Source organism: Cyanobium sp. ULC082, assembly GCF_977927535.1.
Map to the genome: position 1 here is coordinate 1,217,385 of NZ_OZ376397.1, position 25,826 is coordinate 1,243,210.

Consider the following 25,826-nt stretch of genomic DNA (forward strand, 5'->3'; position numbering starts at 1 on the left):
GTTCCAGCCCTGAACACCACCCGCTCCAAGGAACTTTTCGCCGCTGCCCAGAAGCTGATGCCGGGCGGCGTCAATTCGCCGGTGCGGGCCTTTCGCTCCGTCGGCGGCGAGCCGGTCGTGTTCGATCGGGTCCAGGGGGCCTACGCCTGGGATGTGGACGGCAACCGCTACATCGATTACATCGGCTCCTGGGGGCCGGCGATCTGCGGCCATGCCCACCCGAAGGTGATCGGCGCCCTGCGTAACGCGCTCGGCAAGGGCACCAGCTTCGGCGCCCCCTGCGCCCTTGAGAACCAGCTGGCCCAGATGGTGATCGATGCCGTCCCCTCCGTGGAGATGGTGCGCTTCGTGAACTCCGGCACCGAGGCCTGCATGTCGGTGCTGCGGCTGATGCGGGCCTTCACCGGGCGCGAAAAGCTGATCAAGTTCGAGGGCTGCTACCACGGCCACGCCGACATGTTCCTGGTCAAGGCGGGCTCGGGCGTGGCCACGCTCGGCCTGCCCGATTCCCCCGGCGTGCCCCGCAGCACCACCGCCAGCACGCTCACGGCTCCTTACAACGATCTCGAAGCGGTCAAGCGGCTGTTCGCTGATAACCCCGGTGAAATCGCCGGCGTGATCCTGGAGCCGGTGGTGGGCAACGCCGGCTTCCTGCCTCCCGAACCAGGCTTCCTGGAGGGCCTGCGCGAGATCACCACCGAAAACGGCGCCCTGCTCACCTTCGATGAAGTGATGACCGGATTCCGCATCGCCTACGGCGGCGCCCAGGCCAAGTTCGGCATCACCCCTGATCTCACCACCCTCGGCAAGGTGATCGGCGGCGGTCTGCCCGTGGGGGCCTACGGCGGCCGCGCCGAGATCATGGCGATGGTGGCCCCGGCCGGACCGATGTATCAGGCGGGAACCCTCAGCGGCAATCCCCTGGCGATGACCGCCGGCATTCACACCCTTGAACTGCTGCGCCAGAGCGGCACCTACGAAAAACTCGAAGCCACCACCTCGCGGCTGATCGCCGGCATCCTGGCGGCCGGCAAGGACGCCGGCCTGCCGATCTGCGGCGGCAGCATCAGTGCCATGTTCGGCTTCTTCCTCTGCGACGGTCCGGTGCGCAACTTCGAGCAAGCCAAGGCCGCCGACACCGAGCGGTTCGGCAAGCTGCATCGGGCCATGCTGGAGCGGGGCATCTACCTGGCGCCGAGCGCCTTCGAAGCCGGCTTCACCTCCCTGGCCCACTCCGACGAAGACATCGACGCCACCCTGGAGGCGTTCCGCGACAGCTTCGCCGCCATCGCCTGAGCGGCATGCAGTTCCGCCTTCGCCCGCTCCCCCGCCTGCTGCTGGGGCTGAGCGGCCTCACTCTGGCCTTGGCTGGCTGCGCTTCCACCGGCAGCGACAAACCGCTTGATCTCAGCCAGGGGGTCCCGGTGGGGGCGGTGCTGGCTCTCACCAGCAACGCCAACGTGTATGGACAGGATCAGCAGCTTGGTATGCAGCTCGCTGAGCGCTGGTTCAAGGGAAAAGTGATGCCGATCCGGCTGCGAATCGAGGACTGCGGCGGCGACGAACAGGCGGCCAGTCAGGCCTTCAACCTGCTGATCGATGCGGGAGTGGTGGCGCTGATCGGCCCCACCCTGTCCCAGCAGGCCTTCGCCGCCGACCCGATCGCCCAGCGGCGCGGTGTCCCGGTGGTGGCGCCCTCCAACACCGCCGAGGGCATTCCCCAGATCGGCAGTTTCATCAGCCGTGTGTCGGCCTCCAGCGCCGTGATCGCGCCCCTGTCGATCAAGGCCGCCCTGAAGCGCGACCCATCGATCCGCCGCGCGGCGGTCTTCTTCGCCCAGGACGACGCCTACAGCAGCTCGGAAGCGGCGATCTTCCAGAGTGCTCTGGCCGCCAAGGGGCTGAAACCGGTCACCGTGCAACGCACCCAGCTCAACGACCAGGATTTCCAGAACCAGATCACCGCGGCGCTGCGGTTGAAGCCGGATCTGATCGTGATCTCGGCCCAGGCGGTGGATGGCGGCAACCTGATCCGCCAGCTCCGGGAACTGGGCTACAAGGGCTCGATCGTGGTGGGCAACGGCATGAACACCCCGAACATCTACCCGATCTGTCAGGCCTATTGCGACGGCATCCTGATCGCCCAGGCCTACAGCCCCGAACTGGATTCGGCCATCAACAAGGGATTCGTGACGCTCTACAAGGAGGCCACCGGAGGCGCCATTCCCCCCCAGCTCTCCGCCCAGGCGTTCACCGCTTATCAGGTGGTGGCCGAAGCGCTCACCCGGCTCAACCGCCGCACGCCCATCAACGTAAGGCCGCTGATCGAGGTGCGCCAGGAGCTGATGCAGGAGCTGCTGAGCGGTCGCTACGACACGCCCCTCGGCGCGATCGCCTTCACTCCCGAGGGTGAGGTGGTGCAGGAGCGCTTCCACGTGGCCGAGGTGCAGATGGAGCCGGGCGGACGGAGCGGTCGCTTCGCCCTGCTCGAATGAGCAGCGGCGTTGAGCACCTGCTTCAGGTCCTCTTCAACGGGCTGGCCAGCGGGGCGGTCTACGCCCTGTTCGCCCTTGGCTACACGCTGGTGTTCTCCGTGCTCGGAGTGATCAATTTCGCCCAGGGAGCGCTGTTCACGCTTGGGGCCTATTTCACCTACCTGTTGATCGGCGGGGCGGTGGGATCAAACGGAGCCCTCGCCGGCTTCCAGCTTCCGCTCGCCCTGCCGTTCTGGCTGGCCCTGCTGTTGGCCGGTGCCGGTGCCGCCGGGATGGGGCTGGTGGTGGAGGCCACCGCCTTCGCACCGCTGCGCCAACGGCGGGCGGAGCCGCTCCTCTTTCTGATCTCCAGCCTGGGGGCCGGGGTTGTGATCGTGAATGGAGTGCAGCTGCTGATGGGGGCCGAAAGCTATTCGATTCCAGCCGGCAGCCTGGGGAGACTGCCGGCTGCGGTTCTGATCGGTGGCGCCCAGGTGCGTACGGTGCAGCTGCTGCTGATGGCCGTGGCGGCCGTTGTGCTCGTGGTTCTCACCCTCTGGCTGGAGGGCAGCCGGCTCGGCAAGGCCCTGCAGGCCGTCTCGGAGGATCCTGTGACAGCGAGGCTGCTGGGCATCGATGCCGGGGCGATGATCCGGCTCGCCTTTGCCCTCAGCGGTTTTCTCGCCGGTGTCGCCGGTGGGCTGGTGGCCCTCAGCGTGAGCATCGCCGGGCCCTACTTCGGCATCGGCTTCGGACTCAAGGGGCTGGGAGTGCTGGTGCTCGGAGGGCTGGGCAGTGTGCCGGGGGCCATGCTCGGCGGGCTGGTGGTGGGGCTGGCTGAGGCGCTGGTGCCGGCTGAATTCTCCGGCTACAAGGACGGGGTTGCCTATGGCTTTCTGTTCCTGGTGCTGCTGCTCCGGCCCCGGGGTCTGCTGGGCAAAGCCACGGTCAGCAAGGTGTGAGTGACCTCTCCCTGCTGGTTCAGATGGGGCTCGGCGCTCTGCTCGCCCTTTCGGTGTACCTGCCGTTGCGCTGCGGACAACTCTCGCTTGCCACCCCGGGCTTCTATGCGATCGGCGGCTATGTGGCGGCCCTGCTCTCCACACGCTGGCCCGCCCTGGCCGCTGCTGGTGCAGGTGGGCTCTACCCGTTGCCCGCACTGCTGCTGGAGATGGTCCTGGCCGTGGGACTGGCGGTCGGGCTTGCTCTGCTGATCGGCCGACCGGTGCTGAAGCTGCGGGGCATCTACCTGGCCATCGCCACGATCGCCCTGGTTGAGATCCTGCGGGTGGTGAACCTCAACGCCGGCTGGAGCGGTGGGGCCGTGGGGATCTTTGCGATTCCACAGCCGTTCGATGGTCCCGGCGGCTACCTGGTCTGCACGGCGCTGCTGCTGGCGCTCTGCTGCTGGTTCTGCGCCCGACTGGAGCAGACGCGTCTGGGGCGGGCGATGGCTGCGATCCGGGAAGACGAACTGGCGACGCGCTGCATGGGGGTGCCCACGGCCCAGGTGGCCTTGAGCGCCTTCGTGCTGAGTGCCGCGATCGCGGCCCTCACCGGAGTGGTGGCCGCCCATTTCCTCAACACCTGGAACGCCCGCCAGGGTGGCTTCGATGCCAGCATCACCACCCTGGCCTTCGTGGTGTTCGGTGGATCCCGCACCTGGCTCGGGCCGGTGCTGGGTGGCCTGGTGCTCACAGCCCTGCCGGAACTGCTGCGGCCGGTCGGTGACCTGCGCCTGATCGTGTTCGGCCTGGTGATCCTGGTGGGCTCGATCCTGGCGCCCCAGGGGCTGATCACGCCGGAGAGGCTGGCCGCCCTGGCACGGGCCTTCCCGGCTCGCGCCGCAGGCGGCAACGGAGTTCGCCGGTGACGGCACCACCCCTGCTGGAGCTGGAGGGACTTTCCAGGAGCTTCGGCGGGCTGGTCGCGGTCAACCAGGTTTCGCTGCAGGTGCAGGAAGGCACGATCACGGGCCTGATCGGACCGAACGGGGCCGGCAAGACCACGCTCTTCAATCTGATCTCCGGGCTGACGCCCCCCCATGCCGGTCGCATCCTCTGGCAGGGTGCGGCTATCGGTGGCCTGCCACCGGAGCGGGTGAACCGGCTGGGCATCGCCCGCACCTTCCAGAATCTGCGCCTGTTCGGACCGCTCAGCTGCCTCGACAACGTGCTGGTTGGCCTGCACAGCGCCGACCGATCGCCGCTGCTTGCCGGACTGCTCAACCGGCCCGCCTTCCGTCGCCAGCAGGACCAGCTTCGGCAACGGGCCCACGAACTGCTGGAGCTGCTGGAGCTCGATCGGCTGGCCGATCAACCGGCCGACAGCCTTGCCTACGGCCACAGACGCCGACTGGAGATTGCCCGTGCCCTGGCAACCGGCCCCAGGCTGCTGCTGCTCGATGAACCGGCCGCCGGCATGAACCCCGCGGAGAAAGCGGCGCTGGCCGACCTGATTGAGAGGCTGCGCCAGCGCTTCAACCTCACCGTGCTGGTGATCGAACACCACGTGCCGCTGATGATGCGCCTCTGCGATCGCCTGGCGGTGCTCAACTTCGGCCAGCGGATCGCGGAAGGAACCCCCGCCGAGGTTCGCAGCGATCCGCTGGTGATCGAGGCCTACCTGGGGAGCCAGGCATGACCCCGGCACCCCCTGGCCCCGCCCCTCTGCTCGCCCTGCGGGGGCTCACGATCCGCTATGGAGCGATCGAGGCCCTCAGCAACCTCGACCTGGACATCCACAGCGGCGAGCTGGTGGCGCTGCTCGGTGCGAATGGGGCCGGCAAGAGCACGGCGCTCCGGGCCATCTCCCGACTGGTGGATGCGGCGGCGGGAACGGTGGAGTGGAAGGGGCGCCCGCTCGCTGCGTTGTCCACTGAAGCCACCGTGCGCCTGGGCATCGGCCACTGCCCGGAAGGCCGCCGGGTGCTGGCCCGCCAGAGCGTGGCCACCAACCTGGAACTGGGCGCCTTCCTGCGGCGCGATGCCGGCGCAATCCAAGCCGACCTGGACTGGTGCTACAGCCTGTTTCCGCGCCTCGCCGATCGGCGCCGTCAACTGGCCGGCAGCCTCTCGGGGGGCGAGCAACAGATGCTGGCGATCGCCCGTTCCCTGATGGGACGGCCCGAAGTGCTGATGCTCGATGAGCCGAGTCTTGGCCTCGCCCCCAGGCTGGTGGAAGACCTGATGGCCGTTCTGCGCGATCTTCACAGCCAGGGACTCACGATCCTGCTGGTGGAGCAGAACGCGCTGGCAGCGCTGGCGATCGCCGACCGGGGCGTGGTTCTCGAGGCCGGCAGCGTGCGGTTGCGCGGCTCTGCCACCGCGTTGCTCAGCGACGACCACCTGCGAGCCAGCTACCTGGGCTCGTGAACCGCAGTGCCCTGAATAGGCTTCAGGCCATCCGGCCTGCACCCCCATGCCCCGCGAGCGCTTCTTTCTGGAGTTGGAGCCGCCGGCCGAAGAGCTGCGCGATCGCCCCCATGTGGTGATCGTGGGCGGTGGTTTCGCGGGCCTGGCCGCCTGCAAGGCCCTGGCCGGCGCCGATCTGCGCGTGACGCTGATCGACAAGCGCAACTACAACCTCTTCCAACCGCTGCTGTATCAGGTGTCCACCGGGCTGGTGGCCCCAGGGGATGTGACCGTGCCCCTGCGGCTGCTGGTTGGTCGCCAGCGCAACGTGCAGGTGCTGATGGGGGAGGTGAAGGAAATCGATGCGGACGCCAAGGAGCTGGTGTTCAACGAGCGCCGCCTGAGCTACGACCAGCTGATCCTGGCGGCGGGCTCCGGCAGCTCCTACTTCGGCCACGACGACTGGCAGGCGATCGCCCCGCCGATGAAGCAGCTGGACGACGCCCTGGAGATCCGCGAGCGCCTGCTGCTGGCGATGGAGGAGGCGGAGCAGACGCACGAGGCAAAGAAGCGGCGCTTGCTGCAGTCGGTGGTGGTGGTGGGGGGTGGACCCACCGGCTGTGAGCTGGCGGGGTCGGTGTCGGAGCTGCTGCGCCACGCCATGGCGCGGGATTTCCGCCAGCTCGATCCCGACGACACCCGCATCCTGCTGGTGGATCCCGGCGACCGCCTGCTGCGCGGCATGCATCCCGACCTGAGCGAAGGTGCCCGGCGCTTCCTGGAATCGATCGGCGTGGAGGTGCTGCTGGGGGGCCGGGTGAAGGCGATCGAGCCGGGCCGCGTCACGATCAGCACCGCTGCCGGGGAGCAGGTGCGGGAGGCGGCCACCGTGTGCTGGACGGCCGGGGTCAAGGCGTCCCCACTGGGCGCCCGGCTGGCCGAGGCCACCGGCGTGCCGCTTGATCGGGGCGGCCGGGTGCCGGTGGACGCCGATCTCTGCGTGCCCGGCCATCCCGAGATCCGGGTGGTGGGTGACCTCTGCGCCTACGCACCCAGCCCCGGAGCCCCTCCGCTGCCGGGGCTGGCCAGTGTGGCCGTGCAGATGGGCAGCTGGGTGGCCCGTGACCTGCGGGCCGGGCTGGAGGGCCGCCGCCAGCTGCCGTTTCGCTTTGTGGATTTCGGCTCGATGGCGATGCTGGGGCGCCTGCACGCCGAGGCCGACCTGCGCGGCTGGCGGGTGGACGGCCCGCTGGGCTGGCTGATCTGGGGCGTGGCCCACCTGGGCTTCATGCCCGCCAACGAGAACCGGGTGAGCCTGCTGACCAAATGGCTCTGGGCGATCGCCGCCCGGCAGCGCGGCTCCCTGCTGATCATGGGAGAACCGCGCTTTGAGGAAGCGGAGGCCGTGAGCCGTGCCGCTACAGACCCGGGCTGCTCTGCATGATGCCGCCATCGGCAAAGATCGTGGTGGCGGTGATGTAGCTGGCGGCGTCGCTGGCGAGGAAGGCCACCACGCTTGCCACCTCTTCCGGCCGGGCCATGCGGCCCAGCGGAATGGCGGCATCCAGCTTGGCCATCAGCTCCGGATCCTTCATCGTGGCGTCGTTGATCGGAGTGGCCACGGCGCCCGGGCCCACATTCACCACGGTGATGCCGTGAGGTGCCAGCTCCAGGGCGGCGGTGCGGGTGAGCATGCGCATGCCGCCTTTGGCCAGGCAATAGGGCGTGTTGTTGGGCATCGGCCAGTCTTCGTGAACCGAGGAGATGTTGATGATGCGGCCGCCGCCGCCCTGGGCGATCATCTGCCTGGCAGCAAACTGAGTGGCGAAGAAAACACCGCGCAGGTTCACATCCAGCACCTTGTCGTAGTCGTCGGGGGTGGTGGTGAGAATGGAGGTGCGGGTTTCGATGCCGGCGTTGTTCACCATCACATCAATGCGCCCGTATTTCTCCACCGCCGCATCCACCAGCCGCTGAAGATCCTCCAGCTTCGCCACATCAGCCTGCACACCGAAGCTGCTGCCGCCAAACGAGCCGATCTCCCGCTCGATCTCCTCGGTGGCCTCCGGGTGAGAGCGGTAGTCGATCACCACCTTGGCGCCGCGGTGGGCGAGGGCTTCGACGATCGCCTTGCCGATGCCGCTGTTGCCGCCGGTCACGATCGCCACCTTGCCCTCCAGCAGCTTGGCCAGGGTGCGGAGGGCGTCGGGATTGACGGTGCTGGTCACGGAATCCATGGGTGACAGGGCCGACTTTGAAGGTAAGCATGGGCCCACCGGGCAGGGTTGAGCGCCGTGGCGAATGTGACTCCATCCACACCCCAACAGGCGGACGCCGCATCGATGCGCTCCCTGCTGCTCGGGGCCGCCCTGCTGGTGCTGGCCTTCCTGGCGAACACCGCCCAGAGCGCCTTCGGCAAAGCGCTCGGCAGTGGCATGGGGCCCGTGCCTTTCACCTGGCTCACGTTCGTGATCGCCCTGGTGTTGATCCTCCCCTGGGTGCTGTGGCGCGGTGGCCGTGATCTGCGCACCGCTGTGCCGCTGCTGCACCTGCTGCGCAGTTGCACCGGGCTGGCGGGTTTCTTCCTGTTCATCACCGCCGCGCGGCTGGTGAATCTGGTCAACGCCAATGTGCTGCTCAACACCACGCCGCTGTTCATCCCGCTGCTGGGCTGGCTGGTGCTCGGCCAGCGGGTGCCCCGGGTGCTGTGGGGCTGCCTCGGCATCGGCTTTGCCGGCATGGTGATCGTGGTGCAGCCCAACGCCTCCCTGCTCACCCGTCCCGGCGATCTGCTGGGCCTGGCCGCCGGCCTGCTCTGCGCCGTGGAATTCCTGGCCGTGAAACGGCTCGACCGCAGCGAAGCGCCGCTCACCCAGATGATCTATTTCCTGCTCATCGGCAGCGCCGGCTCCAGCGTGGCGATGCTCGGCCCCCTGCGGCCCGAGGGGCCGATCGCTGCATTGCTGGGCGGGCTGGAGGCCAGCCAGTGGCTCACGGTGCTGGCCTCCGGCTTCTGCCTGGCCTGCTTTCAGTTTCTGCTGATCAAGGCCTACACCTATGCCGAACCTGGTGCGATCGGCGCCTTTCAGTATTCCTCGGTGGTGTTCGCCGGCCTGATCGGCTGGATCTGGTTTGCCGAACAACCCACGCTTGCGGTTTGGCTCGGCACCGCCTTGATCAGCCTGGGCGGCGTGCTCAGCATCGTGTTGCAGCGCCCCGGCGGCACCCCCCCAGCAGGCACCACCGGCCCATGACGGCCGCCACCGCCGGCCCCGGCCCCCACATCGAAGCGGTGGCGATCACCTGCAGCAGTGCCGAGCGCAGCGCCTCCTTCTTCTGCGGATCGCTCGGCTTTGTGCGGCTGGGAGACCACCGGCTGGTGCAAGGCCCTGAAGCCGCCCTGTTCGGGCTGCCGGAAGGGCGGCTGCTGCGGGTGCAACTGCAGCTGGGCGAGGAGCGCCTGGATCTGATCGAGGTGCTCGATCCCGGCCCAGGCGAGCGGCCGGGCCGGCCGCTGCCGCCGGACTCACGCAGCTGTGATCTCTGGTTCCAGCACCTCTGCCTGGTCACGACGGATCTGGCGGCCAGCCAGGCGCGCCTGCAACCGTTACTGGCCGCTGGCGTGCTCACGGCGGTGTCGGAGGCCCCCCAGCGGCTGCCCGACTGGAACACCGCCGCCGCTGGCATCTGGGCATACAAGTTCCGGGATGCCGATGGCCACACCCTGGAGCTGCTGCAGTTTCCCGCCGGCAAGGGAGATCCCCGCTGGCACCGCCCGCGGCCAGCCTGTGCCTGGGAGCTGCTCGGCATCGATCACAGCGCCATCGCCATCGCCGATTCCGGCCGCAGCCGTGCCTTCTACAGCGATGGGCTCGGCCTGATCGCGTTGCCGAGCGGCGAGAACAGCGGCGTGGAACAGGACCGGCTCGATGGGCTGAGCGGAGCGAAGGTGCAGATCACGCCGCTGCGCTGCAGGGCCGGCATGGGCATCGAAACCCTCACCTACCTGCCCCCCAACCAGGGGCGTCCGCAGCCGGGAAATCCGGCCCCGCAAGACCTTTCCCACTGGCAGATCCGCCTGGCGGCCAGCAACCTCGAGCAGATTGCCGCCACTGCGGCGGCCTTCGGGGCGCAGGTGCTTCCACCTGGCCTGATGGAGCTGGAGGCGGGGGCCTCACCCTGGACGCGGGGCCTGCGCCTGGCCGATCCCGATGGCCACGAACTGCTGCTGCTGGAGGCGGGCGGCGTCAGCGGCTCCTGAACCCCATCGACGCAGCCGGGCGCCTTGGTTACGTTGATGGCCCGAAGCGTGCAAACTCCCGTGGCTGTGGAGATCGTCGAGGTCCTGGTGCCGATCGGCCCATCTCCCCTGGCCGAAGCGGCGCTGACGTTGCTGCGGCTGTTCACCGGCATCGCCTTCATCCGCCATGGCTGGCCGAAGCTGCGCAACCTCGGCACCTGGGCCGCCGCCATGCGCACGCCCCGCTGGCTCTGTTTCCTCTCGGCGGCCTCGATGTGGGCGGGCGGCATCGCCTTGATCATCGGGCTGCTCACACCGCTGGCCGCCCTGGCGATTCTGGTGTCGATGGCCTATGCAATGGTGCTGGAGGTGTTCGCGGGCACTCCGTTCATCGCCCCGGACCCCTATCAGATTCCGGCTGGAGATTATGCCGGCCCCATGGGTGTGGGGGAACCGCCCAGCTGGGAAAAGGCGGCCATGTATGTGGTGATGTGCCTGGTGCTGATCAGCGCCGGTGGTGGCGCACTCTCCCTCGATGGGCTGCTGATAAGAGATCTCCTGCTGAGCAACTTCGGCTGAGAAGCTCAGCCGCGTCGATGCGGATGGTGTGCCACCGGCCTGATCAGCTCTGCAACCGGGCGATCAGATGATCGCCCACCCGCAGGGCGTTGGCGATCGCGGTGAGCGAGGGGTTCACGGCGCCGATGCTGGGGAAGAAGCTGGTGTCCACCACGTAGAGGTTGTCGAGCTCGTGGGCTTTGCAATCGAGATCCAGCACCGAACTGGCCGGATCGGTGCCGAAGCGACAGGTGCCGGCCTGATGGCCCACGGCGGCAATCGCCATGCTGGATTTCACGTAGATCTGACGCTCCACCAGGTGATTCTTCAGATAAAGAGAATCCAGCAGGCTGCGCAGATTGTGCTCCAGCCTGGCGCTGGCCGTTTGATTGTTGGGGGTGTAGGAGAGCGTGATCGCCCCCTCCTTGTTCACGGTGATGCGGTTCTCTGGGTCGGGAAGGTCCTCGCTGCTCAGCCAGAAATCCAGCGCATGCTCGGCGATCTTGTCCATGCTCCAGCCCGGCATCAGGAAGGTTTCCAGCGGGGCATAGCCCTTCATGATCGTGCCGCTGGTCTTGCCCGTCATCTGGATGTTGCCCATCGGGTAAGGAAACGCCTCAGAGCCCAGATACCAATCGTTGATCGACACCGTTTTCTGAAACACGGTGGTGTTGGGTTCATGGGCCAGCGCCACCAGGGCCTTGCTGTTGTGGAACATGTAGTTGCGGCCCACCTGCCCCGAGCCATTGGCCAGGCCGGCCGGGTGGCGGTCGCTGGCAGACATCAGCAGCAGCCGGGCGCTGTTGGCGGCACCGCAGCTCACCACCACCACATCGGCGGAATAGCGCATCGGCTCGCCATCACGCAGGAGTTCCACCGCCGTGACCCGCCCACCACTGGCATCGGTGAGCAACCGCTGCACATGGGCGCGGGTGAGCAGTGACACATTCGCATCGGCCAGGGCCGGCCGGATGCCCACCACTTCCGCATCTCCTTTGGCATGCACAAGGCAAGGAAAGCCATCGCAACGGTTGCACTTGCGGCAACGGCTGAAGGGCAGGTTGGCCTCATCGAGCATCACCCCGCTGGGGGCGTGGAAGGGGCGCAGGCCGGCGGCGCGCAGGTCGTCGACCAGCTTCTGCATGCGCGGCTCATGGGCGATCGGCGGATGGGGATAAGGGGCACTGCGGCGGGGTTCGGTGGGATCCTCCCCCTGCTGGGCATGCACATGGAACAGCTCTTCAGCCCGCTGGTAATAGGGCTCAAAGACGTCGTAGGGAAGGGGCCAGGCCGGTGAGATGCCGTCGTGGTGAATCAACTCACCGAAATCCGCCTCGCGCAGGCGGAAGTGGGCGGCCCCATACATCTTGGTGGCGCCGCCCACCATGTAGTGGCTGCCGGGCTGAAAGGCCTTGCCGTGTTTGTCGTGCCAGGTGTCGGCAGACACGTAGCGGCCCTGCTGAAACACCGCTTCGGCGCTCCAGTTCTGCGGTTCCTGGGGGAGCCAGTCGCCGCGCTCCAGCACCAGCACCTTGAGGCCGCTGCCGGCCAGATGCCGCGCCAGGGTGCCACCACCGGCACCACTGCCGATGATCAACACATCCACGTGGCTGCCATCCGGTGGATTCAACTGGCCGGCGCCAGGAAGCGGCGAGAGGGTGATCGGGGGAGCGGTGATCGAGGCCGGTGGGGTGGCAGGCATGGCGGTGTTGGAGGCGGCGGAACAAGAAAACAGACCAGACCGATGCTGCGTTCAGGGAAGTGGATACTGGGCGAGCTGGGTGATCATCTTGCAGACGATCGCGCTCCAGCCGGTCTGATGGCTGGCGCCCACCCCACGGCCGGTGTCGCCGTGGAAGTATTCGTGGAACTGGATCAGATCACGCCAGTGGGAGTTGCGTTGAAACAGCTCCACATCCCCCAGGAAGGCGCGCCGGCCCTGGCTGTCACGGCGAAAGAGATTCACCAGCCGCTGCTCCAGCTGCAACGACACATCCCAGAGGCTGAGCCAGTGGCCGGAGCCGGTAGGGAATTCCACCAGAAAGCTGTCGCCATAGAAATGGCCGAACTTCTGCAGGGATTCGATCAGCAGGTAATTGAGCGGCATCCACACCGGGCCGCGCCAGTTGGAGTTGCCTCCAAACATCGCCACCGGGCTGTCGGCAGGTGAATAGGCAAGGCATTCGGATTCGTCTCCTTCGGTGTAGCAGAAAGGAGCCGTTTCATACACTTTGGAGAGCGAGCGAATGCCATAAGGCGAGAGGAATTCAGCCTCATCGAACAGCCGTTCACAGATGCGGCGCAACCGATCCTCCGGCACCAGCGAAAACAACAGCCGATCGTTGTGCCGGCGGCCCAGGTGCGTTTCCACCCATGAGGGAGACGTGCGCTCGTGGATGTACCACGCCATGCTGCGCTTCACATCCAGCACCGGCAACCGCTCCAGCGTTTCCTGATCGAAGCTGGCCACAGCCAGCAGGGGAATCAGGCCGGCGATCGAGCGGCTGCGGAGATAATCGGAGCTGCCATCCGGCCGCTCGATCACATCGTAATAAAAGCCATCCTGCTCGTCCCAGTTCAGAAAGCCGTTATCTGTGGGTGTGTTGAGCGTGAGGTTGAGCTGCACGAAGTCGTAGACGAAGCGTTCACACAGATCGGCATACTCCGGCTCACTGACACTCAGCTCCACGCTGATGTTCAGCAGATTCAGGCTCAGCGACGCCATCCAGGCGAGGCCATCGCTCTCACCGATGCGGCTGCCATCCGCCAGCGGAAAGCGGCGATCGAACACGGCGATGTTGTCGAGGCCGAGGAAGCCTCCCTCGAACACATTGTCTCCCGAACGGTCGTTGCGGTTGGCCCACCAGCCGTACTCCAGCAGCAACTTGCGCAGCGCGGCGCGCAGAAAGGGCCTGTCCGCCGCACCGTTCTGCTTGCGATCGATCTGAAACACACGCATCGCCGCCCAGGCGCCGATCGGTGGGTTGGGATCGGAGAGGGCCCATTCATAGGCGGGGGTCTGGGCGTTGGGCGCCGTGAAGCGGGGGCTGCGCAGCAGCATGCACTGCTCCTTGGCGGTGGCTGGATCGAAGCCGGCGAACGCCACGGCGTGCACCATCAGATCCCACTGGCAGAAGTAGGGGTACTCCCACGAATCGGGCATGGAGATCACATCTTCCACATGCAGACGCCGCCAGGCCGCATTGGCACTCCTGAAGCGCTCCGGCGGCGGCACCGGCTGGCCGGGGTCCCCCTCCAGCCAGCGCTTCACATCCCAGCTGTAGTACTTCTTGCACCACAGCAACCCAGCGGCGCCTGCGAGGTGAATGCGGCGGTCGTCGTCGGCCAGACCCGGCACGCAGTGCTCGAAGTAGGCACGCCATTCCTGTTCGCGCGCCTGATGCATGGCGTCGAACGCCGCTCCGAAGGCCGCCGGCTGCTCGCCCGCCCAGAGGCGCAGATCCACCACCCAGGTTTCACCCGGCGCCAGGGTGCGGCGCAGCAGCCGGGCCGCCTTGGTGCCCCGCTGGGCGGGATTGATGGCGCCCCCCTCCCCCTCGACCACATAACGGTGGAAACCGTCTTTCTGAAACGGCCGCCGGTTGGGCTGGCGGAACAGCCGCCCGGTGTTGGTCTCGTTGTCGGTGAAGATCCAGGGGCCCGGCTCAGCGCAGGCCAGCCGGTACGAGCCGAGGCCGGGCAGCCCAGGGGCGCGCAGTTGGTCGCCCTCGAGCTCCAAGGGCTGCTCGGCGGCGTCCGCATAACCCCAGCTCCAGGTGTTGCGCAACCAGAGGGTGGGCAGCAGGGTGAGCGGCGCCGGATCGGGCCCCCGATTGGTGAGCTGCAGGCGGATCAGCAGGTCGTCGGCCGCCGCCTTGGCGTACTCCACCTGCACGTCGAAGTAACGGTCGTCGTCGAACAGCCCGGTGTCGACCAGCTCAAATTCCGGGCTGTCACGCCCGCGGCGGGCGTTCTCGTCGATCAGGTGCTCGTAGGGGAAGCGGCGCTGGGGGTATTTGTAGAGCCCCCGCATGAAGCTGTGGGTGGGGGTGTTGGCCAGGTGGAAGGTGTAGTCCTTGATGTCTTCGCCGTGGTTGCCTTCGGGGTTGCCCAGTCCGAAGGGCCGCTCCTTGAGGATGGGATCGAGGCCGTTCCAGAGCGCCACCGAAAAGCAGAGGCGGGCGCGCTGATCGCAGAGGCCCAGCAAGCCGTCTTCCCCCCAGCGGTAGGCGCGCGAGCGGGCATGGTCGTGCGGGAAGGAGCGCCAGGCGTCGCCGTCGGCGGAATAGTCCTCCCGCACCGTGCCCCACTGGCGATCCGGCAGGTAGCTGCCCCAGAGCGCCCAGGGCACCAGCCCCTGATCCCGCTCGGCCATGCGACGCCGTTCGGCGATCGGGCTGGCATCGCTGTCGGGCATCAGAGCGTGAGCAACACCAGGCCATCCTGGCCGCGACCGGCGTTTCCGCAGGCCGCTCTGTGGGTTACCCCACCATCAGGCCGCCATCTTCGCTGAGGCATTCCTGCCAGCTGCGCAGATCGAAGAGCAGTTCTTCGAGCGTGAGCAGGGCCAGTTCCCGCTCCAGCGCCCGTTGCAGGCGCCGCACCAGGGCCTGGGCCACCTGCTCACCTGCCAGCGAAGGGTCGCTCGCCATGACCACCGCGGGCCCCAGCGCCGGCCCCAGCGCCGGATCGGCCCGCACGGCCTGCAGCACCTCAGCGACGGGGATCGCCGCCGGCGGGCGCCGCAACCGGTAGCCACCGCTGCGCCCCCGGCGCGCCTCCACCAGATCGGCCCGCCGCAGCTGCAGCAACACCTGCTCCAGCATCGGCGCCGGGATCGACTGGGCGGCGGCGATCTGGGTCACCGAACACCAGCTGCCAGGCTGCTTGGCGAGCTCCAGCAGCGCCTTGAGCGCCTGCAGGCCGCGGCGCTTGATCAACGCCGCGCCGCCAGCCGCTCCAGCACATGCTCCAGGGTGTAGCCGAACAGGGTGGGATCCGGTTCGGAGGCGTCGATGTCAGCCAGACCCAGCTCCGGCCAGCGGGCATCGAGCCGGTCTTCGATCGCCGCCGGCCGGCCCAGCGGTTCGCCCCACTCGTGCCGTTTCTCCGGCCCGATCTTGGTGGTGGCATCGATCGCCAGGCGTCCGCCCAGCCCCAGCCGTTCGCTGGCGAAATCCAGCGTGTCGAACGGGGTGTCTTCGAGCACGAACAGATCCCGCTGGGGGTCCACCTGGGCGCTGATCGCCCAGATCACCTGGCGTGGGTCGCGGATGTTGATCGACTTGTCGACCACCACCACGAACTTGGTGTAGGTGAACTGGGGCAGCACCGTCCAGAAGGCCATCGCCGCCCGCTTGGCCTGGCCGGGATAGGCCTTGTCGATCGAGAGCACGGCCAGCTTGTAGCTGAGCCCTTCCATCGGCAGGAAGAAATCGATGATCTCGGGCACCTGCTGCCGCAGGATCGGCGTGTAGATGCGGTTGAGCGCGATCGCCAGCATCGCCTCCTCCTTCGGCGGGCGGCCGCTGAAGGTGGTGAGAAACACGGGGTTCCTGCGCTGGGTCATGCACTGGAAGCGCACCAGCGGCGAGGCTTCCACGCCGCCGTAGAAGCCCATGTGATCGCCGAAGGGGCCATCGGGAAGCTCCTCGCCGGGGGTGATCGTGCCCTCCAGCACCACCTCGCTGTGGCTGGGCACCTCCAGATCCACGGTCTTGCATCGGGCCAGCCGCACCCCCTCGCCGGCGTAGATGCCGGCGAACAGCCACTCACTGAGCTGCACCGGGATCGGTGTGGCGGCCGCCATCACCAGCAGCGGATGCACGCCGATCGCCACCGCCACCTCCAGCGGCTTGCCCATGGCGGCCGCCTTGCGCAGGTGGCGGGCGCCACCGCGCACACTCAGCCAGTGCACGGTCATCGTGTTCACCGACTGCCGTTGCAGCCGGTAGACGCCCACGTTGGGCACGCCGGTTTCCGGGTCTTTGGTGATCACCAGGCCGAGCGTGATCACCCCGCCGGCATCGCCGGGCCAGGGGCGCAGCAGCGGCAGGCTGTCGAGGTTCACCTGATCGCCCTTGAACACCTGCTGGTGGCAGGGGGGCAGCAGGTCGAGGTCGGGGCGGGCTTTCACCACATCCCAGAGCACCCCGCCGAAACGCACCGCCTCGCGCAGCCCCTTCGGCGGCCGGGGCTGCTGCAGCAGGGCCAGCCGCGCGCCGAGATCCTCCAGTTCTTCAGCCCGCTCCAGGCCCATGCTCCACACCACCCGCTGCACGGTGCCGAGCAGGTTCACCGCCACGGGCATCGGGCTGCCGATCACGTTCTCGAACAGCAGGCCGGGGCCACCGCGGGCCAGCACCCGGTCGGCGATGGCGGCGAGTTCCTGGTCGGGGTCGACGGGGGCGGTGATCCGCCGCAGCTGGCCGCGTTCCTCGAGAAGGGCAAGAAAGCCGCGGAGATCGCGGGTGGAGCTCCGCGGCAGCGTGGCCGGCATCGAGTGGGTCCTGAGCGTCGCTGCCTACTGTGACGCACGCGACCCGTGCCCTGCGCCGTGCTGATCCATACCTTCCACACCTCTGAAGACGTGCCCGAACGCGGCCCGGGAGCAGCGGCGGGCCCGGATGCGGCCGTGGTGATCGACGTGCTGCGCGCCACCACCACGATCGCCTGGGCGCTGCAGAACGGGGCAGAGGCGATCCAGGCCTTTGCCGACCTGCCCAGCCTGGAAACGGCGGCGGCCGCCTGGCCAGCCGAACATCGGCTGCGGGCCGGCGAACGGGGCGGAGCGATGGTGGCAGGCTTCGATCTGGGCAATTCGCCCCTGGCGGTCACGCCGGAGCGGGTGGCGGGCAAGCGCATCTTCCTGAGCACCACCAACGGCACCCGCTCACTCGACAAGGTGCGCGACGTGCCCCTGCTGCTGACCGCCTGCCTGCCCAACCGCCTGGCGGTGGCCGAACGGTTGCTGGAGAAGAACTGCCGGCAGGTGTGGATCGTGGGCAGTGGCTGGGAAGGCTCCTATTCGCTGGAAGACACCCTGGCGGCTGGCGCGGTGGCGGCGGCGGTGAACGAGCTAGGGGGATCCAGCCAGCCAACCGTTCGGCCCGGCAACGATGAAATGGTGGCCGCCCTGGCCCTCTGGGAGCAGTGGAAGCAGGATCCCGAAGCCTGCCTGCGAACAGCCAGCCATGGTCAGCGGTTGATCGGCCTGGGCGACCATGACGCCGACTTCCAATGCTGCGCCGCCGTGGACAGCCTCCGGGTCGTGCCGCTCCAGACCGAGCCGGGCGTGCTCAGGGCGAGCTGATCGCCTGCGCGCAGCCAGGGAGGGTGCCATCGGGCTCCCCTACAGTTCCGCCGTCCTTTCAGCCGTTTCCGGTGCCGAGCTTCCTTGCAGCCGCTCTGCAGATGACCAGCACACCGGACCCGGAGGCCAATTTCGCCGCCGCCGAAGAGCTGATCGAACTGGCGGCCCGGCGGGGGGCCGAGCTGGTGGGGCTGCCGGAGAACTTCGCCTTCATGGGCGACGACGAGCGGCGGCTTGAGCTGGCCCCGACCCTGGCGGAGCGCTGCAGCCGCTTCCTGGTCACGATGGCGCGGCGCTACCAGGTCACCCTGCTGGGGGGCGGCTTTCCAGTCCCCGCCGGCGAGAAGGTCACCTTCAACCGCGCCGAACTGGTCGGCAAGGACGGCCAGCTGCTGGCCCGCTACGACAAGATCCATCTCTTCGATGTGGACCTGCCCGACGGCAACACCTTCCGGGAGTCGGAAACGGTGCAGCCGGGCATGGCCCTCCCACCGGTGGTGGATGTGCCGGGCCTCTGCCGCGTCGGCCTGTCGATCTGTTACGACGTGCGCTTCCCGGAGCTCTACCGCCATCTGGCCGGGGCGGGAGCCGAGTTGATCATGATTCCTGCCGCCTTCACGGCCTTCACCGGCAAGGACCACTGGCAGGTGCTGCTCCGGGCCCGCGCGATCGAGAACACCGCCTACGTGCTGGCGCCGGCCCAGACCGGACTGCACTATGGGCGCCGGCAGAGCCATGGCCATGCCCTGGTGATCGATCCCTGGGGAACGGTGCTGGCCGATGCCGGCGTGGCCACTGGACTGGCGGTGGCACCGGTCGACTCCAGCCATGGTCAACGGGTCCGGACCCAGATGCCCAGCCTCAAGCACCGCCGTCCATCGCTGTTCTGATCCTGGGGATGCCCTGCCCACCACTGCTGGGGCCGCTGCGCAGCGGACTGATCGGTGGCGTCGCCAGCCTGGCGATGCTGCTGAGCGCCCTGCCTGCCCAGGCGGCCAGCGCCCTGGCCGCCTGGCGGATCAGCCGCGATGGCGTTCTGGAACTGCGCACCACCCCATCCATCAGCCTGCAGGCGTTCTATGAAGCGGGCCAGGGCGGCCAGGGGCCCCGGATCTGGATCGATCTTCCCGGTGCCCCCCAGCGCACCCGCAGCCTGCGCGGCAGTGGCCTGCTGCGGGAGGTCCGCATCGGCAGGCCCGATGGAGCCACCACCCGGCTTGTGCTCGAATTCGCCCCCGGTACCCAGCTTGATCCCAGCGCGATGCGACTGGTGGGGACAGCCCGGGATCGCTGGCGACTGGAGGTGAGCGGGCTCCGTTCAGGCGACATCGAGCCAACGGGAGAAGGGGATGTGGATGCCGCTGCGGTGGCCTGGCGGCCCCGTCCTTCGCCGTGGCGGGCCGAACCCTCCCCTTCTGCGTTTCAAGGGGGCAGCGGCAACCCCCTCAGCGCCGGTGGCCTGCCTTCCGTGCCAAGGGGACGCTTCAAGGTGGTGATCGATCCCGGCCACGGCGGCCCCGACCCTGGCGCCGTCGGGATCGGCGGCCTGCGCGAAACCGACGTGGTGCTGGACGTGAGCCTGCAGGCGGCCAGGCTGCTGCAGGACCGTGGCGTGCAGGTGCTGCTGACCCGGACCACCGAGGTGGACGTGGATCTGCCCCCGCGGGTTTCGCTGGCCAACAGCAGCGGTGCCGATGCCTTCCTGAGCATCCATGCCAATGCCCTGAACATGAGTCGGCCGGATGTGAACGGCATTGAAACCTTCTATTTCCAGAGCTCCCTCTCCAGGGCCCTGGCCAGTGCAGTCCAGGCGGAGGTGCTGGCGGTCTCTCCCGGCAGCCCGGACCGGGGCGTCAAACCCGGCCGCTTCTTCGTGATCCGCCGCACGGTGATGCCGGCGGCCCTGGTCGAAACCGGCTTCGTGACCGGCGATCTCGACTCCCCCAGGCTGGCCGCCGCCGCCCACCGCCAGCAGCTGGCCCTGGCCATCGCCCGCGGCATCCTCAACTACCTGCGGGGGGGCTGAATGCAGGGGCGGATCGGCCTGATGGACAGCGGCCTCGGCGGCCTGACCGTGCTGCGCCAGGTGCTGGAACGCCACCCCCACCAGCCATTTCTCTACCTGGGTGACACGGCCCGGGTTCCCTACGGCCAACGCTCGGCGACTGAGATCCGCACGATCGCCAGGGAGCTGATCGGCTGGTTCCGATCTCAGCGGGTGGATCTGGTCGTGATGGCCTGCAACACCACCAATGCCCTGGCTTTCGACGTGTTCGAGGCGGAGGCCGGCGTTCCGGTGCTGGGCCTGATCGACAGCGTGGCCGCCCAGCTGCGTGCCGATCGGGTCGGGGTGCTGGCCACCCCCGCCACCGCCGCCAGCGGTGCCTACGGCCATGCCCTCCGCGCCGGCCATCCCGGCACCCTGGTGGTGGAGGTGGGTTGCCCCGCCTTCGTCCCGCTGATCGAGGCGGGCAAGCTCGATGACGATCGTCTGCGCCAGGCCGCCCTCCTCTACCTGGAGCCGCTGCTGATCGCCCGCGTCCAGACCATCGTGCTGGGTTGCACCCATTACCCGCTGCTGCAGGACCTGCTGCTGGAGTTGCTGCCGGCCGGGGTGAGCCTGGTGGATCCTGCTGTGGCAACGGTGGAGAGGCTTGGCAGCCTGCTGCAGCAGACGCCGGCAGCACCGGTCACGAGCTGTGGACTTGAGCAACCCCGGTCCCTGGCGAGCAACGGCCGCTTCTGCGTCACCGGCGATCCCCGTTCCTTTGCCGAGGCTGCCACCCCCTGGCTGGGCTGGCAGCCCGCGGTGGAGCAGGTGAACCTGCATGGGGCCGGCCGCTCCTCCTAGGATCCTTGAGGCAGTGCGGTGGACATGGCGACGGTTGCTGACTTGCTCCAGCCGGTCGAGAACGATCTGGAAACGCTGCTCAGCGATCTGCGCAACCTGATCGGTGCCGGCCATCCGATCCTGCAGGCCGCAGCCGAACACCTGTTCAGCGCCGGCGGCAAGCGGATCCGGCCCGGCATCGTGTTGCTGCTCTCAAGGGCTCTCTCCGAGGAGGGGGAACTCGGTTCGCGCCACCGGCGCCTGGCCGAGATCACCGAAATGATCCACACCGCCTCGCTTGTTCACGACGACGTGGTGGATGAGGCCTCCACCCGGCGCGGGGTGGACACGGTCCACAGCCGTTTCAACAATCGCCTGGCTGTGCTGGCCGGAGATTTTCTGTTCGCCCAGGCCAGCTGGCACCTCGCCAACCTGGACGATCTGGAGGTGGTGAAGCTGCTCTCCAGGGTGATCATGGATCTGGCCGACGGGGAAGTGCGGCAGGGGCTCTACCGCTATGACACCGGCCAGAGCTTCGAAACCTATCTGGGCAAGAGCTACTGCAAAACGGCCTCCCTGATCGCCAACAGCGCCAAGGCGGCAGGCGTTCTCAGTGGGCTGGCCACTCCTGAACTCGACCAGCTCTACCGCTTCGGTCGGCAGCTCGGACTGGCCTTCCAGGTCGTCGACGACATTCTTGATTTCACCGGCAGCGACCTGCAGCTCGGCAAACCGGCCGCCAGCGACCTGGCGGCCGGTTACCTCACCGCTCCCGCCCTGTTCGCCCTGGAGGAACGCCCCGCCCTGGCTGGCCTGGTCGAGAGAGAATTCTGTGAAGCCGACGACCTCGACAACGCCCTCGCCATGGTGCGCGGCTGCGAGGCCATTCCCCGCTCCAGGGCGCTGGCCGAGGGTTTCGCACGGGAAGCGCGGCTCTCGCTTCAATGGCTTCCTCCATCAGAAGCCTGCTCCGCCTTGCTGGCCCTGCCTGAATTTGTGCTCAGCCGCCTGTCCTGAGGGCCTGGCCCTCAGCTGCGGGCTGGTTGGCCACCAGCAGCAGGCCCCCGATGATCGCCACGTTCTTGAGCAGCTGAATCCGCTCGCCCGGATCGGTGATCTCACCGTGGAAGATCAGGCTTGTGGGGATCAGGAAAATCAGCAGCAGCAAGGCACCCAGCCGGCTCTGCCACACACTGATCAGCAGCAGGGCGCCGACCGCCAGCAGCAGCATGGCCGCGGCCAGCAGCAGTGGGGCGAAAGGCAGACCCTTGACGCTGATCCTGGCGGCGACGGCGCTGAAACCAGTCAGCTTGCCGAACAGCGCATGCAGAAAGACCAGACCGAGCATGGTGCGGGCCAGGCCATCAATCAACCGATTGGGAACGATCATCGGAGCGAGGCGGATCACCAGGAGGATGGACAGGGCCAGTCTGTGGCCCAGCTCACCCACTGGTGGCAGCACCGCCCTGGACAAGGCCGTGATCGCCGGGCTCCGTTTGTGTGCCCATGGGCAGGGACTCAGGCGAGAAAATCGAATACCCTCGGCTCGCCGATCACGATCCGATGGGACAGCAGCACGCCGTATCGGGGCCTGAGCAGGACACCCCGTACCAGAAAGCCCTCACGACGCTGGGAGCCGGCCTCAGGCAGCAGCGTGAAGCCAGATCCATTGATCTACCTGAGCTGGCCACCAGGCTGTTCTTTCCGATCGAGCAGCTCGAAGCGCTTGAAGCCGGTGATCGCAGCCGTCTGCCGGAGCCCGTCTATGTGATCGCCCAGGCCCGCCGGGTTGGGCTGGCCCTCGGCCTCGGCGATGACGGCCGGATCCAGGGGCTCGAAGCGGTGATCAGCAGCTCCAGGCATCCGCAGCTGCTGCATCCCCTCACCCATCAGCCCGAGCCCCCTGGCAGACACAAGACCGGAGCGAAGCGGCTCTTCAGCCACACCACCGAACGCAGCCACCCGCTGAACAGACGGATGATCGGAGTGGCGATCGCCTGTGGGGCGGCTGCGGTGCTCGGCTTCACCCTGAACGATCGGGCGCGTCACCAAACGACTCCCACGCCCAACCGGCAGGAGGCGGCTGGGCAGGCCCTGGTGGCCGCCAGCCCCACTCCCAGAGCAAGCGCTGAAAACGTTCAGACCACGGCAGCGGGCCAGATCAGCCTGAGCAGCGCCGAGCCCAGCTGGCTGGAGGTGAGGGATCTTGCTGGCCAGTCGCTTTTCAGGGGCACCCTGAACGGATCCAGGCAATTCCCGCTGGGATCCGGAGTGAAGGTGATCGCCGGCCGGCCGGATCTGGTGCAGGTGCAGGTCGGCCAGGCCCCAGCAAGGCCGCTCGGCAGGATCGATCAGGTGAGCTGGCTGCGCTTCGGCCCGACCCGCTGATTCCAGCTCCATAGGATGGAGTGATTGGAAGCAGGTCGCATGGTGTTTCAGATCGCCCTCTCCACCCTGGTTGCCCGGCTTCGATCCCTGCTCCTGATCAGCGGAATCCTGCTGGCCGCTCCACTCGCCAGCTGGGCCGAATCCTCCACCGCTGAATCGATCTGGGACGAAAGCAACGCCCGGGAGAGAGCGCTGCAACAGGTGCCACAGGGGGCCACGGTGAGCGGAACGAGTTGCGAATCGTTCTCGGTCGGCATGGGCAACACCCGCTATCGCTGCACGGTGACCTACACATCGACTCCAGCACCTGCCCAGGCTCCAGCAACGGCACCGGCTGCCGCCCCCAGCGCCCCGTAGGAGCCAGGTTCCATGAACGGCACAGATCCATGAACGGCACCAGCTGCGGCCCCACGGCTCAGGGCTGGTCTGTGGCGCTGTTGCTGCTGCTTCCAGCCAGCAGCTTGCCGGCAGCGGCGGCCCTGATCCAGGTCAGGGGTATTCCCCTGGCCGGTGGCATCGTCACGGGCCAGGTTTCGGTACCGCTTGAGAGGGCCGAAGGCGGAGACGCACCGGTGCTGCGGTTTCGCACCGAACGGGGCGCGATGGTGGCACTTCTGGTCGATACCGGTGCCTCCTCGACCCTGGTCAGCCCGGACCTGGCCAAGCGGCTCGGCCTGCGTTCCCAGCTGGTGCCACCTGAAGCCTTCGGCCTGGCAGGGGCCGGTGCCGACTGCGCCGAGCTCCAACCCCGCCGTGCCCGGTTGCCCCTGCTGCGGCTGGACGGCCAGGGCGGTCAGCTGCAGATCAGAGGCAGCGATGCCCTGGTGTTGGCGGTGCCGGGGCTGCCAGCCGGAATCGATGGGGTGCTCGGAGCGCCCCTGCTCCGCCAGCTTCCCCTCTGGATCGATCCCACCACCAACCAGCTCAGCCTCGGCGGGGCGGCACTGCGGGCAGCGGAGCGGAAGGCCAGAGCCCGCGCCCCGCTCGAGCTGCCGCTGCGCTGGGAGAAAGGGGTACCGCTGCTGGTGCTCTGGGGCGCCAGCGGTCCACTCCCCGCCCTGGCCGACACCGGCGCTGAGGGCCTGTTCGTGACCCCTGAGCTGGCAGCCCGACTCCAACCTCTCGGCAGCGTCCAAGCGGTGCGTCTGAGCGGGTTCTGCGGGGAACAACCGGCCAGCCTGGTCCGCCTGGCCGGCCTGCGGCTGGAACCTGGCCCGCCCGGCGCCGCCCCCCAGGCGCCGTTCGCGCCGCTCGAGGCGATCGTGACCCGCAACCCGGTGTTCGCCGCCCTGGGGGTGGAGGCGATCGTCGGGCAGGAGCTGCTGAGGGATCGCATCCAGCTCTGGCGGCTTGAGCAGATGCCGCCCGTGCTCAGCCTCTGGTGAAGCCCTGCTGCCTGACCAGGGCAGTCAGCCGAGGTTGGGCGGCGGGGCCTGAGTCACCGGTGCGGCAGCCGCGAGCAGCGCGGCCGGATCCCCGGAGAGAGGAGGAACGATCCGTTGGCGGTTGATCAACTGCTTGGTCTGCTTTGCCGCCGCCCCGCTCGAAACGAGCCGCCGCTCCCAGCCTTCGGTGTAGAGGGCCCCCCAGGCTCCGAGGTCCAGAACCGTCACGTAGTCGGCCAGCTGCAACGGCAGCAGCGGTTGACCGAAGAGATCGCAGACCGCGTTGTGGCCGGCGAAGCGTCCCATCGGGCGGCTGTGCTGACAGGACATCACCGAGCTGTGGCCGGCGTCGATCGGAACCGAGGCGCAATCTCCCGCCGCAAACAGGGCCTCGACGCCCTGAACCCGCAGGCAGCCGTCCACGGGAAGACGCCCGAGCCGGTCGCGCTCCAGCGGCAGCTGCCCGGTCAGCGGGCTGGCCTGCATTCCGGCGCACCACACCACGGTGGCGGCATCGATCGCTTCGCCGGAGCTGAAGGTCACCCCGGCCGGGGTGATCGCCGCGACGCCTGCGCCCAGGCGGGTTTCGATGCCCAGCGCAGCGAGGGCCGCCTCGATCACCGGCTGGGCGGATTCGCCCATGGCCGAGCCGACCCTGGGGCTGTGATCGACCAGCACGACGCGTCCAGATTCAAGCCTTGACGGCAGTTCGCTCGCCACTTCGATGCCGGTCAGGCCGGCGCCGACCACGACGACGGTGGAGCGCCCTGGAAAATCAGGCCGGCCGGCCAGCCCCTGAAGATGCTGCTGCAGTCGGCTGGCGCCGTTCCAGGTATCCACATCGAAACCATGCTCGGCCAGACCGGGAATGGCCGGTCGCCGCAGTTCACTGCCCAGGGCAAAGACGAGACGGTCGTAGGCCAGGCTGCTGGCCCCATCCGGTGTGGAGACAGCCACGCTCCGGGCGGTGGCATCCACGGCCAACACATCAGCTTCGACGAACCGGATGCCGACGGGGCCGAGCAGGTCGGGCAGGGGAATGCGCAGGGCGCTCAGGTCGGCTTCGTAGTTGCGCACACGGATGGCGTGAAAGCGATCGCGGTTTACGAGGGTGATCTCGAGGGCCTCGGCGGCAAGCCCCAGGAGGTCCCGCTGGCGGGCCGCGGCCAGTGTGCTCCAGAGGCCGGCGAATCCACCGCCGAGCACCAGCAGTTTCTTGGCCGCCATCGATCTCCTGCTATCGGGTCTGGGCTGGAGCGGTTGCGCTGGGGTCGAGCCGAGACGCC

General features: G+C 68.1%; 25 protein-coding genes. 18 read left to right on the forward strand and 7 right to left on the reverse strand.

Annotated features, from left to right (window positions below; translation table 11 throughout):
* Window positions 1–9 precede the first annotated feature (9 nt).
* Genes hemL through ACXMDY_RS06575 form a run of 7 tightly spaced genes read left to right on the forward strand, consistent with a single transcriptional unit; the run spans window position 10 to window position 7,271 of the window.
* Window positions 10–1,296, forward strand: a complete 1,287-nt coding sequence (gene hemL, locus ACXMDY_RS06545) for a glutamate-1-semialdehyde 2,1-aminomutase (protein ID WP_259701619.1) — start codon at window positions 10–12, stop codon at window positions 1,294–1,296.
* A gap of 5 nt (window positions 1,297–1,301) precedes the next feature.
* Window positions 1,302–2,495 carry an ABC transporter substrate-binding protein gene (locus ACXMDY_RS06550; RefSeq protein WP_259701554.1) on the forward strand — a complete coding sequence of 398 codons (1,194 nt, stop codon included), beginning with the start codon at window positions 1,302–1,304 and terminating at the stop codon, window positions 2,493–2,495.
* Entirely contained in the window at window positions 2,492–3,436 is a 945-nt protein-coding gene (locus ACXMDY_RS06555; RefSeq protein ID WP_259701553.1) for a branched-chain amino acid ABC transporter permease, read from the forward strand. Before ACXMDY_RS06550 ends, ACXMDY_RS06555 begins: the two co-directional genes overlap by 4 nt.
* Window positions 3,433–4,347 carry a branched-chain amino acid ABC transporter permease gene (locus ACXMDY_RS06560; protein WP_259701552.1) on the forward strand — a complete coding sequence of 305 codons (915 nt, stop codon included), beginning with the start codon at window positions 3,433–3,435 and terminating at the stop codon, window positions 4,345–4,347. Before ACXMDY_RS06555 ends, ACXMDY_RS06560 begins: the two co-directional genes overlap by 4 nt.
* Complete coding sequence (locus ACXMDY_RS06565) at window positions 4,344–5,117, forward strand: ABC transporter ATP-binding protein (RefSeq protein WP_259701551.1); 774 nt, start codon at window positions 4,344–4,346, stop codon at window positions 5,115–5,117. Before ACXMDY_RS06560 ends, ACXMDY_RS06565 begins: the two co-directional genes overlap by 4 nt.
* Window positions 5,114–5,848: an ABC transporter ATP-binding protein gene (locus ACXMDY_RS06570; RefSeq protein WP_259701550.1), complete on the forward strand. Its 735-nt coding sequence runs from the start codon at window positions 5,114–5,116 to the stop codon at window positions 5,846–5,848. The genes ACXMDY_RS06565 and ACXMDY_RS06570 overlap by 4 nt, the downstream gene beginning before the upstream one ends.
* Window positions 5,849–5,894: 46 nt before the next feature.
* Window positions 5,895–7,271: an NAD(P)/FAD-dependent oxidoreductase gene (locus ACXMDY_RS06575; RefSeq protein WP_259701549.1), complete on the forward strand. Its 1,377-nt coding sequence runs from the start codon at window positions 5,895–5,897 to the stop codon at window positions 7,269–7,271.
* On the opposite strand, the gene ACXMDY_RS06580 is transcribed toward ACXMDY_RS06575, so the two are convergent.
* On the reverse strand, window positions 7,246–8,064 hold the full coding sequence (locus ACXMDY_RS06580) for an SDR family oxidoreductase (protein WP_259701548.1): 819 nt from the start codon (window positions 8,062–8,064) through the stop codon (window positions 7,246–7,248). The genes ACXMDY_RS06575 and ACXMDY_RS06580 overlap by 26 nt on opposite strands.
* Window positions 8,065–8,121: 57 nt before the next feature.
* On the opposite strand from ACXMDY_RS06580, the gene ACXMDY_RS06585 reads away from it, so the two are divergent.
* From ACXMDY_RS06585 to ACXMDY_RS06595, 3 genes are read left to right on the forward strand one after another with little or no spacing between them, the layout of a single operon-like run.
* Window positions 8,122–9,081 carry a DMT family transporter gene (locus ACXMDY_RS06585; protein ID WP_457767512.1) on the forward strand — a complete coding sequence of 320 codons (960 nt, stop codon included), beginning with the start codon at window positions 8,122–8,124 and terminating at the stop codon, window positions 9,079–9,081.
* The gene (locus ACXMDY_RS06590) at window positions 9,078–10,088 is read left to right on the forward strand and encodes a VOC family protein (protein WP_259701546.1); all 1,011 of its coding nucleotides are present in this window, start codon (window positions 9,078–9,080) and stop codon (window positions 10,086–10,088) included. The genes ACXMDY_RS06585 and ACXMDY_RS06590 overlap by 4 nt, the downstream gene beginning before the upstream one ends.
* Window positions 10,089–10,124: 36 nt before the next feature.
* Entirely contained in the window at window positions 10,125–10,646 is a 522-nt protein-coding gene (locus ACXMDY_RS06595; protein WP_259701545.1) for a DoxX family protein, read from the forward strand.
* Window positions 10,647–10,689: 43 nt separating this feature from the next.
* Here the strand turns inward: ACXMDY_RS06595 and ACXMDY_RS06600 are convergent, their stop codons facing one another.
* The 4 genes from ACXMDY_RS06600 to ACXMDY_RS06615 all read right to left on the reverse strand — a co-directional run bounded on the left by ACXMDY_RS06600 (window position 10,690) and on the right by ACXMDY_RS06615 (window position 17,124).
* Window positions 10,690–12,327, reverse strand: coding sequence for a GMC family oxidoreductase (locus ACXMDY_RS06600; RefSeq protein WP_259701544.1), 1,638 nt, complete (start codon window positions 12,325–12,327; stop codon window positions 10,690–10,692).
* A gap of 51 nt (window positions 12,328–12,378) precedes the next feature.
* Complete coding sequence (locus ACXMDY_RS06605) at window positions 12,379–15,042, reverse strand: MGH1-like glycoside hydrolase domain-containing protein (protein WP_259701543.1); 2,664 nt, start codon at window positions 15,040–15,042, stop codon at window positions 12,379–12,381.
* Window positions 15,043–15,106: 64 nt separating this feature from the next.
* Window positions 15,107–15,565 (reverse strand): RrF2 family transcriptional regulator, encoded by a 459-nt coding sequence (locus ACXMDY_RS06610; protein WP_259701542.1) that lies wholly within the window; start codon window positions 15,563–15,565, stop codon window positions 15,107–15,109.
* Window positions 15,562–17,124, reverse strand: a complete 1,563-nt coding sequence (locus ACXMDY_RS06615; RefSeq protein WP_259701541.1) for a UbiD family decarboxylase — start codon at window positions 17,122–17,124, stop codon at window positions 15,562–15,564. The genes ACXMDY_RS06610 and ACXMDY_RS06615 overlap by 4 nt, the downstream gene beginning before the upstream one ends.
* Before the next feature lie 57 nt (window positions 17,125–17,181).
* Here ACXMDY_RS06615 and ACXMDY_RS06620 point away from each other — a divergent pair, with 57 nt between their 5' ends.
* The 5 genes from ACXMDY_RS06620 to sds all read left to right on the forward strand — a co-directional run bounded on the left by ACXMDY_RS06620 (window position 17,182) and on the right by sds (window position 21,784).
* Window positions 17,182–17,937, forward strand: coding sequence for a 2-phosphosulfolactate phosphatase family protein (locus tag ACXMDY_RS06620; protein ID WP_259701618.1), 756 nt, complete (start codon window positions 17,182–17,184; stop codon window positions 17,935–17,937).
* A gap of 71 nt (window positions 17,938–18,008) precedes the next feature.
* The gene (locus ACXMDY_RS06625) at window positions 18,009–18,827 is read left to right on the forward strand and encodes a carbon-nitrogen hydrolase family protein (protein ID WP_259701540.1); all 819 of its coding nucleotides are present in this window, start codon (window positions 18,009–18,011) and stop codon (window positions 18,825–18,827) included.
* Window positions 18,828–18,835: 8 nt separating this feature from the next.
* On the forward strand, window positions 18,836–19,963 hold the full coding sequence (locus ACXMDY_RS06630) for an N-acetylmuramoyl-L-alanine amidase (protein ID WP_259701539.1): 1,128 nt from the start codon (window positions 18,836–18,838) through the stop codon (window positions 19,961–19,963).
* Between the two features lie 21 nt (window positions 19,964–19,984).
* Entirely contained in the window at window positions 19,985–20,788 is an 804-nt protein-coding gene (gene murI / locus ACXMDY_RS06635; protein ID WP_457767513.1) for a glutamate racemase, read from the forward strand.
* Between the two features lie 24 nt (window positions 20,789–20,812).
* Window positions 20,813–21,784 carry a solanesyl diphosphate synthase gene (gene sds / locus ACXMDY_RS06640; protein ID WP_259701537.1) on the forward strand — a complete coding sequence of 324 codons (972 nt, stop codon included), beginning with the start codon at window positions 20,813–20,815 and terminating at the stop codon, window positions 21,782–21,784.
* On the opposite strand, the gene ACXMDY_RS06645 is transcribed toward sds, so the two are convergent.
* The gene (locus ACXMDY_RS06645; RefSeq protein WP_457767514.1) at window positions 21,768–22,241 is read right to left on the reverse strand and encodes a DoxX family membrane protein; all 474 of its coding nucleotides are present in this window, start codon (window positions 22,239–22,241) and stop codon (window positions 21,768–21,770) included. The genes sds and ACXMDY_RS06645 overlap by 17 nt on opposite strands.
* 89 nt (window positions 22,242–22,330) lie before the next feature.
* Between ACXMDY_RS06645 and ACXMDY_RS06650 the strand changes: the two genes are divergently transcribed.
* Genes ACXMDY_RS06650 through ACXMDY_RS06660 form a run of 3 tightly spaced genes read left to right on the forward strand, consistent with a single transcriptional unit; the run spans window position 22,331 to window position 24,540 of the window.
* A complete protein-coding gene (locus tag ACXMDY_RS06650; RefSeq protein ID WP_259701535.1) occupies window positions 22,331–23,155 on the forward strand; it encodes a helix-turn-helix domain-containing protein in 825 nt (274 codons plus the stop codon).
* A 39-nt stretch (window positions 23,156–23,194) separates the two neighbouring features.
* Complete coding sequence (locus tag ACXMDY_RS06655; RefSeq protein ID WP_259727965.1) at window positions 23,195–23,512, forward strand: hypothetical protein; 318 nt, start codon at window positions 23,195–23,197, stop codon at window positions 23,510–23,512.
* Window positions 23,513–23,541: 29 nt separating this feature from the next.
* On the forward strand, window positions 23,542–24,540 hold the full coding sequence (locus ACXMDY_RS06660) for an aspartyl protease family protein (RefSeq protein WP_259701533.1): 999 nt from the start codon (window positions 23,542–23,544) through the stop codon (window positions 24,538–24,540).
* Window positions 24,541–24,564: 24 nt separating this feature from the next.
* Here the strand turns inward: ACXMDY_RS06660 and ACXMDY_RS06665 are convergent, their stop codons facing one another.
* On the reverse strand, window positions 24,565–25,767 hold the full coding sequence (locus tag ACXMDY_RS06665; protein ID WP_259701532.1) for an NAD(P)/FAD-dependent oxidoreductase: 1,203 nt from the start codon (window positions 25,765–25,767) through the stop codon (window positions 24,565–24,567).
* Window positions 25,768–25,826 lie beyond the last annotated feature (59 nt).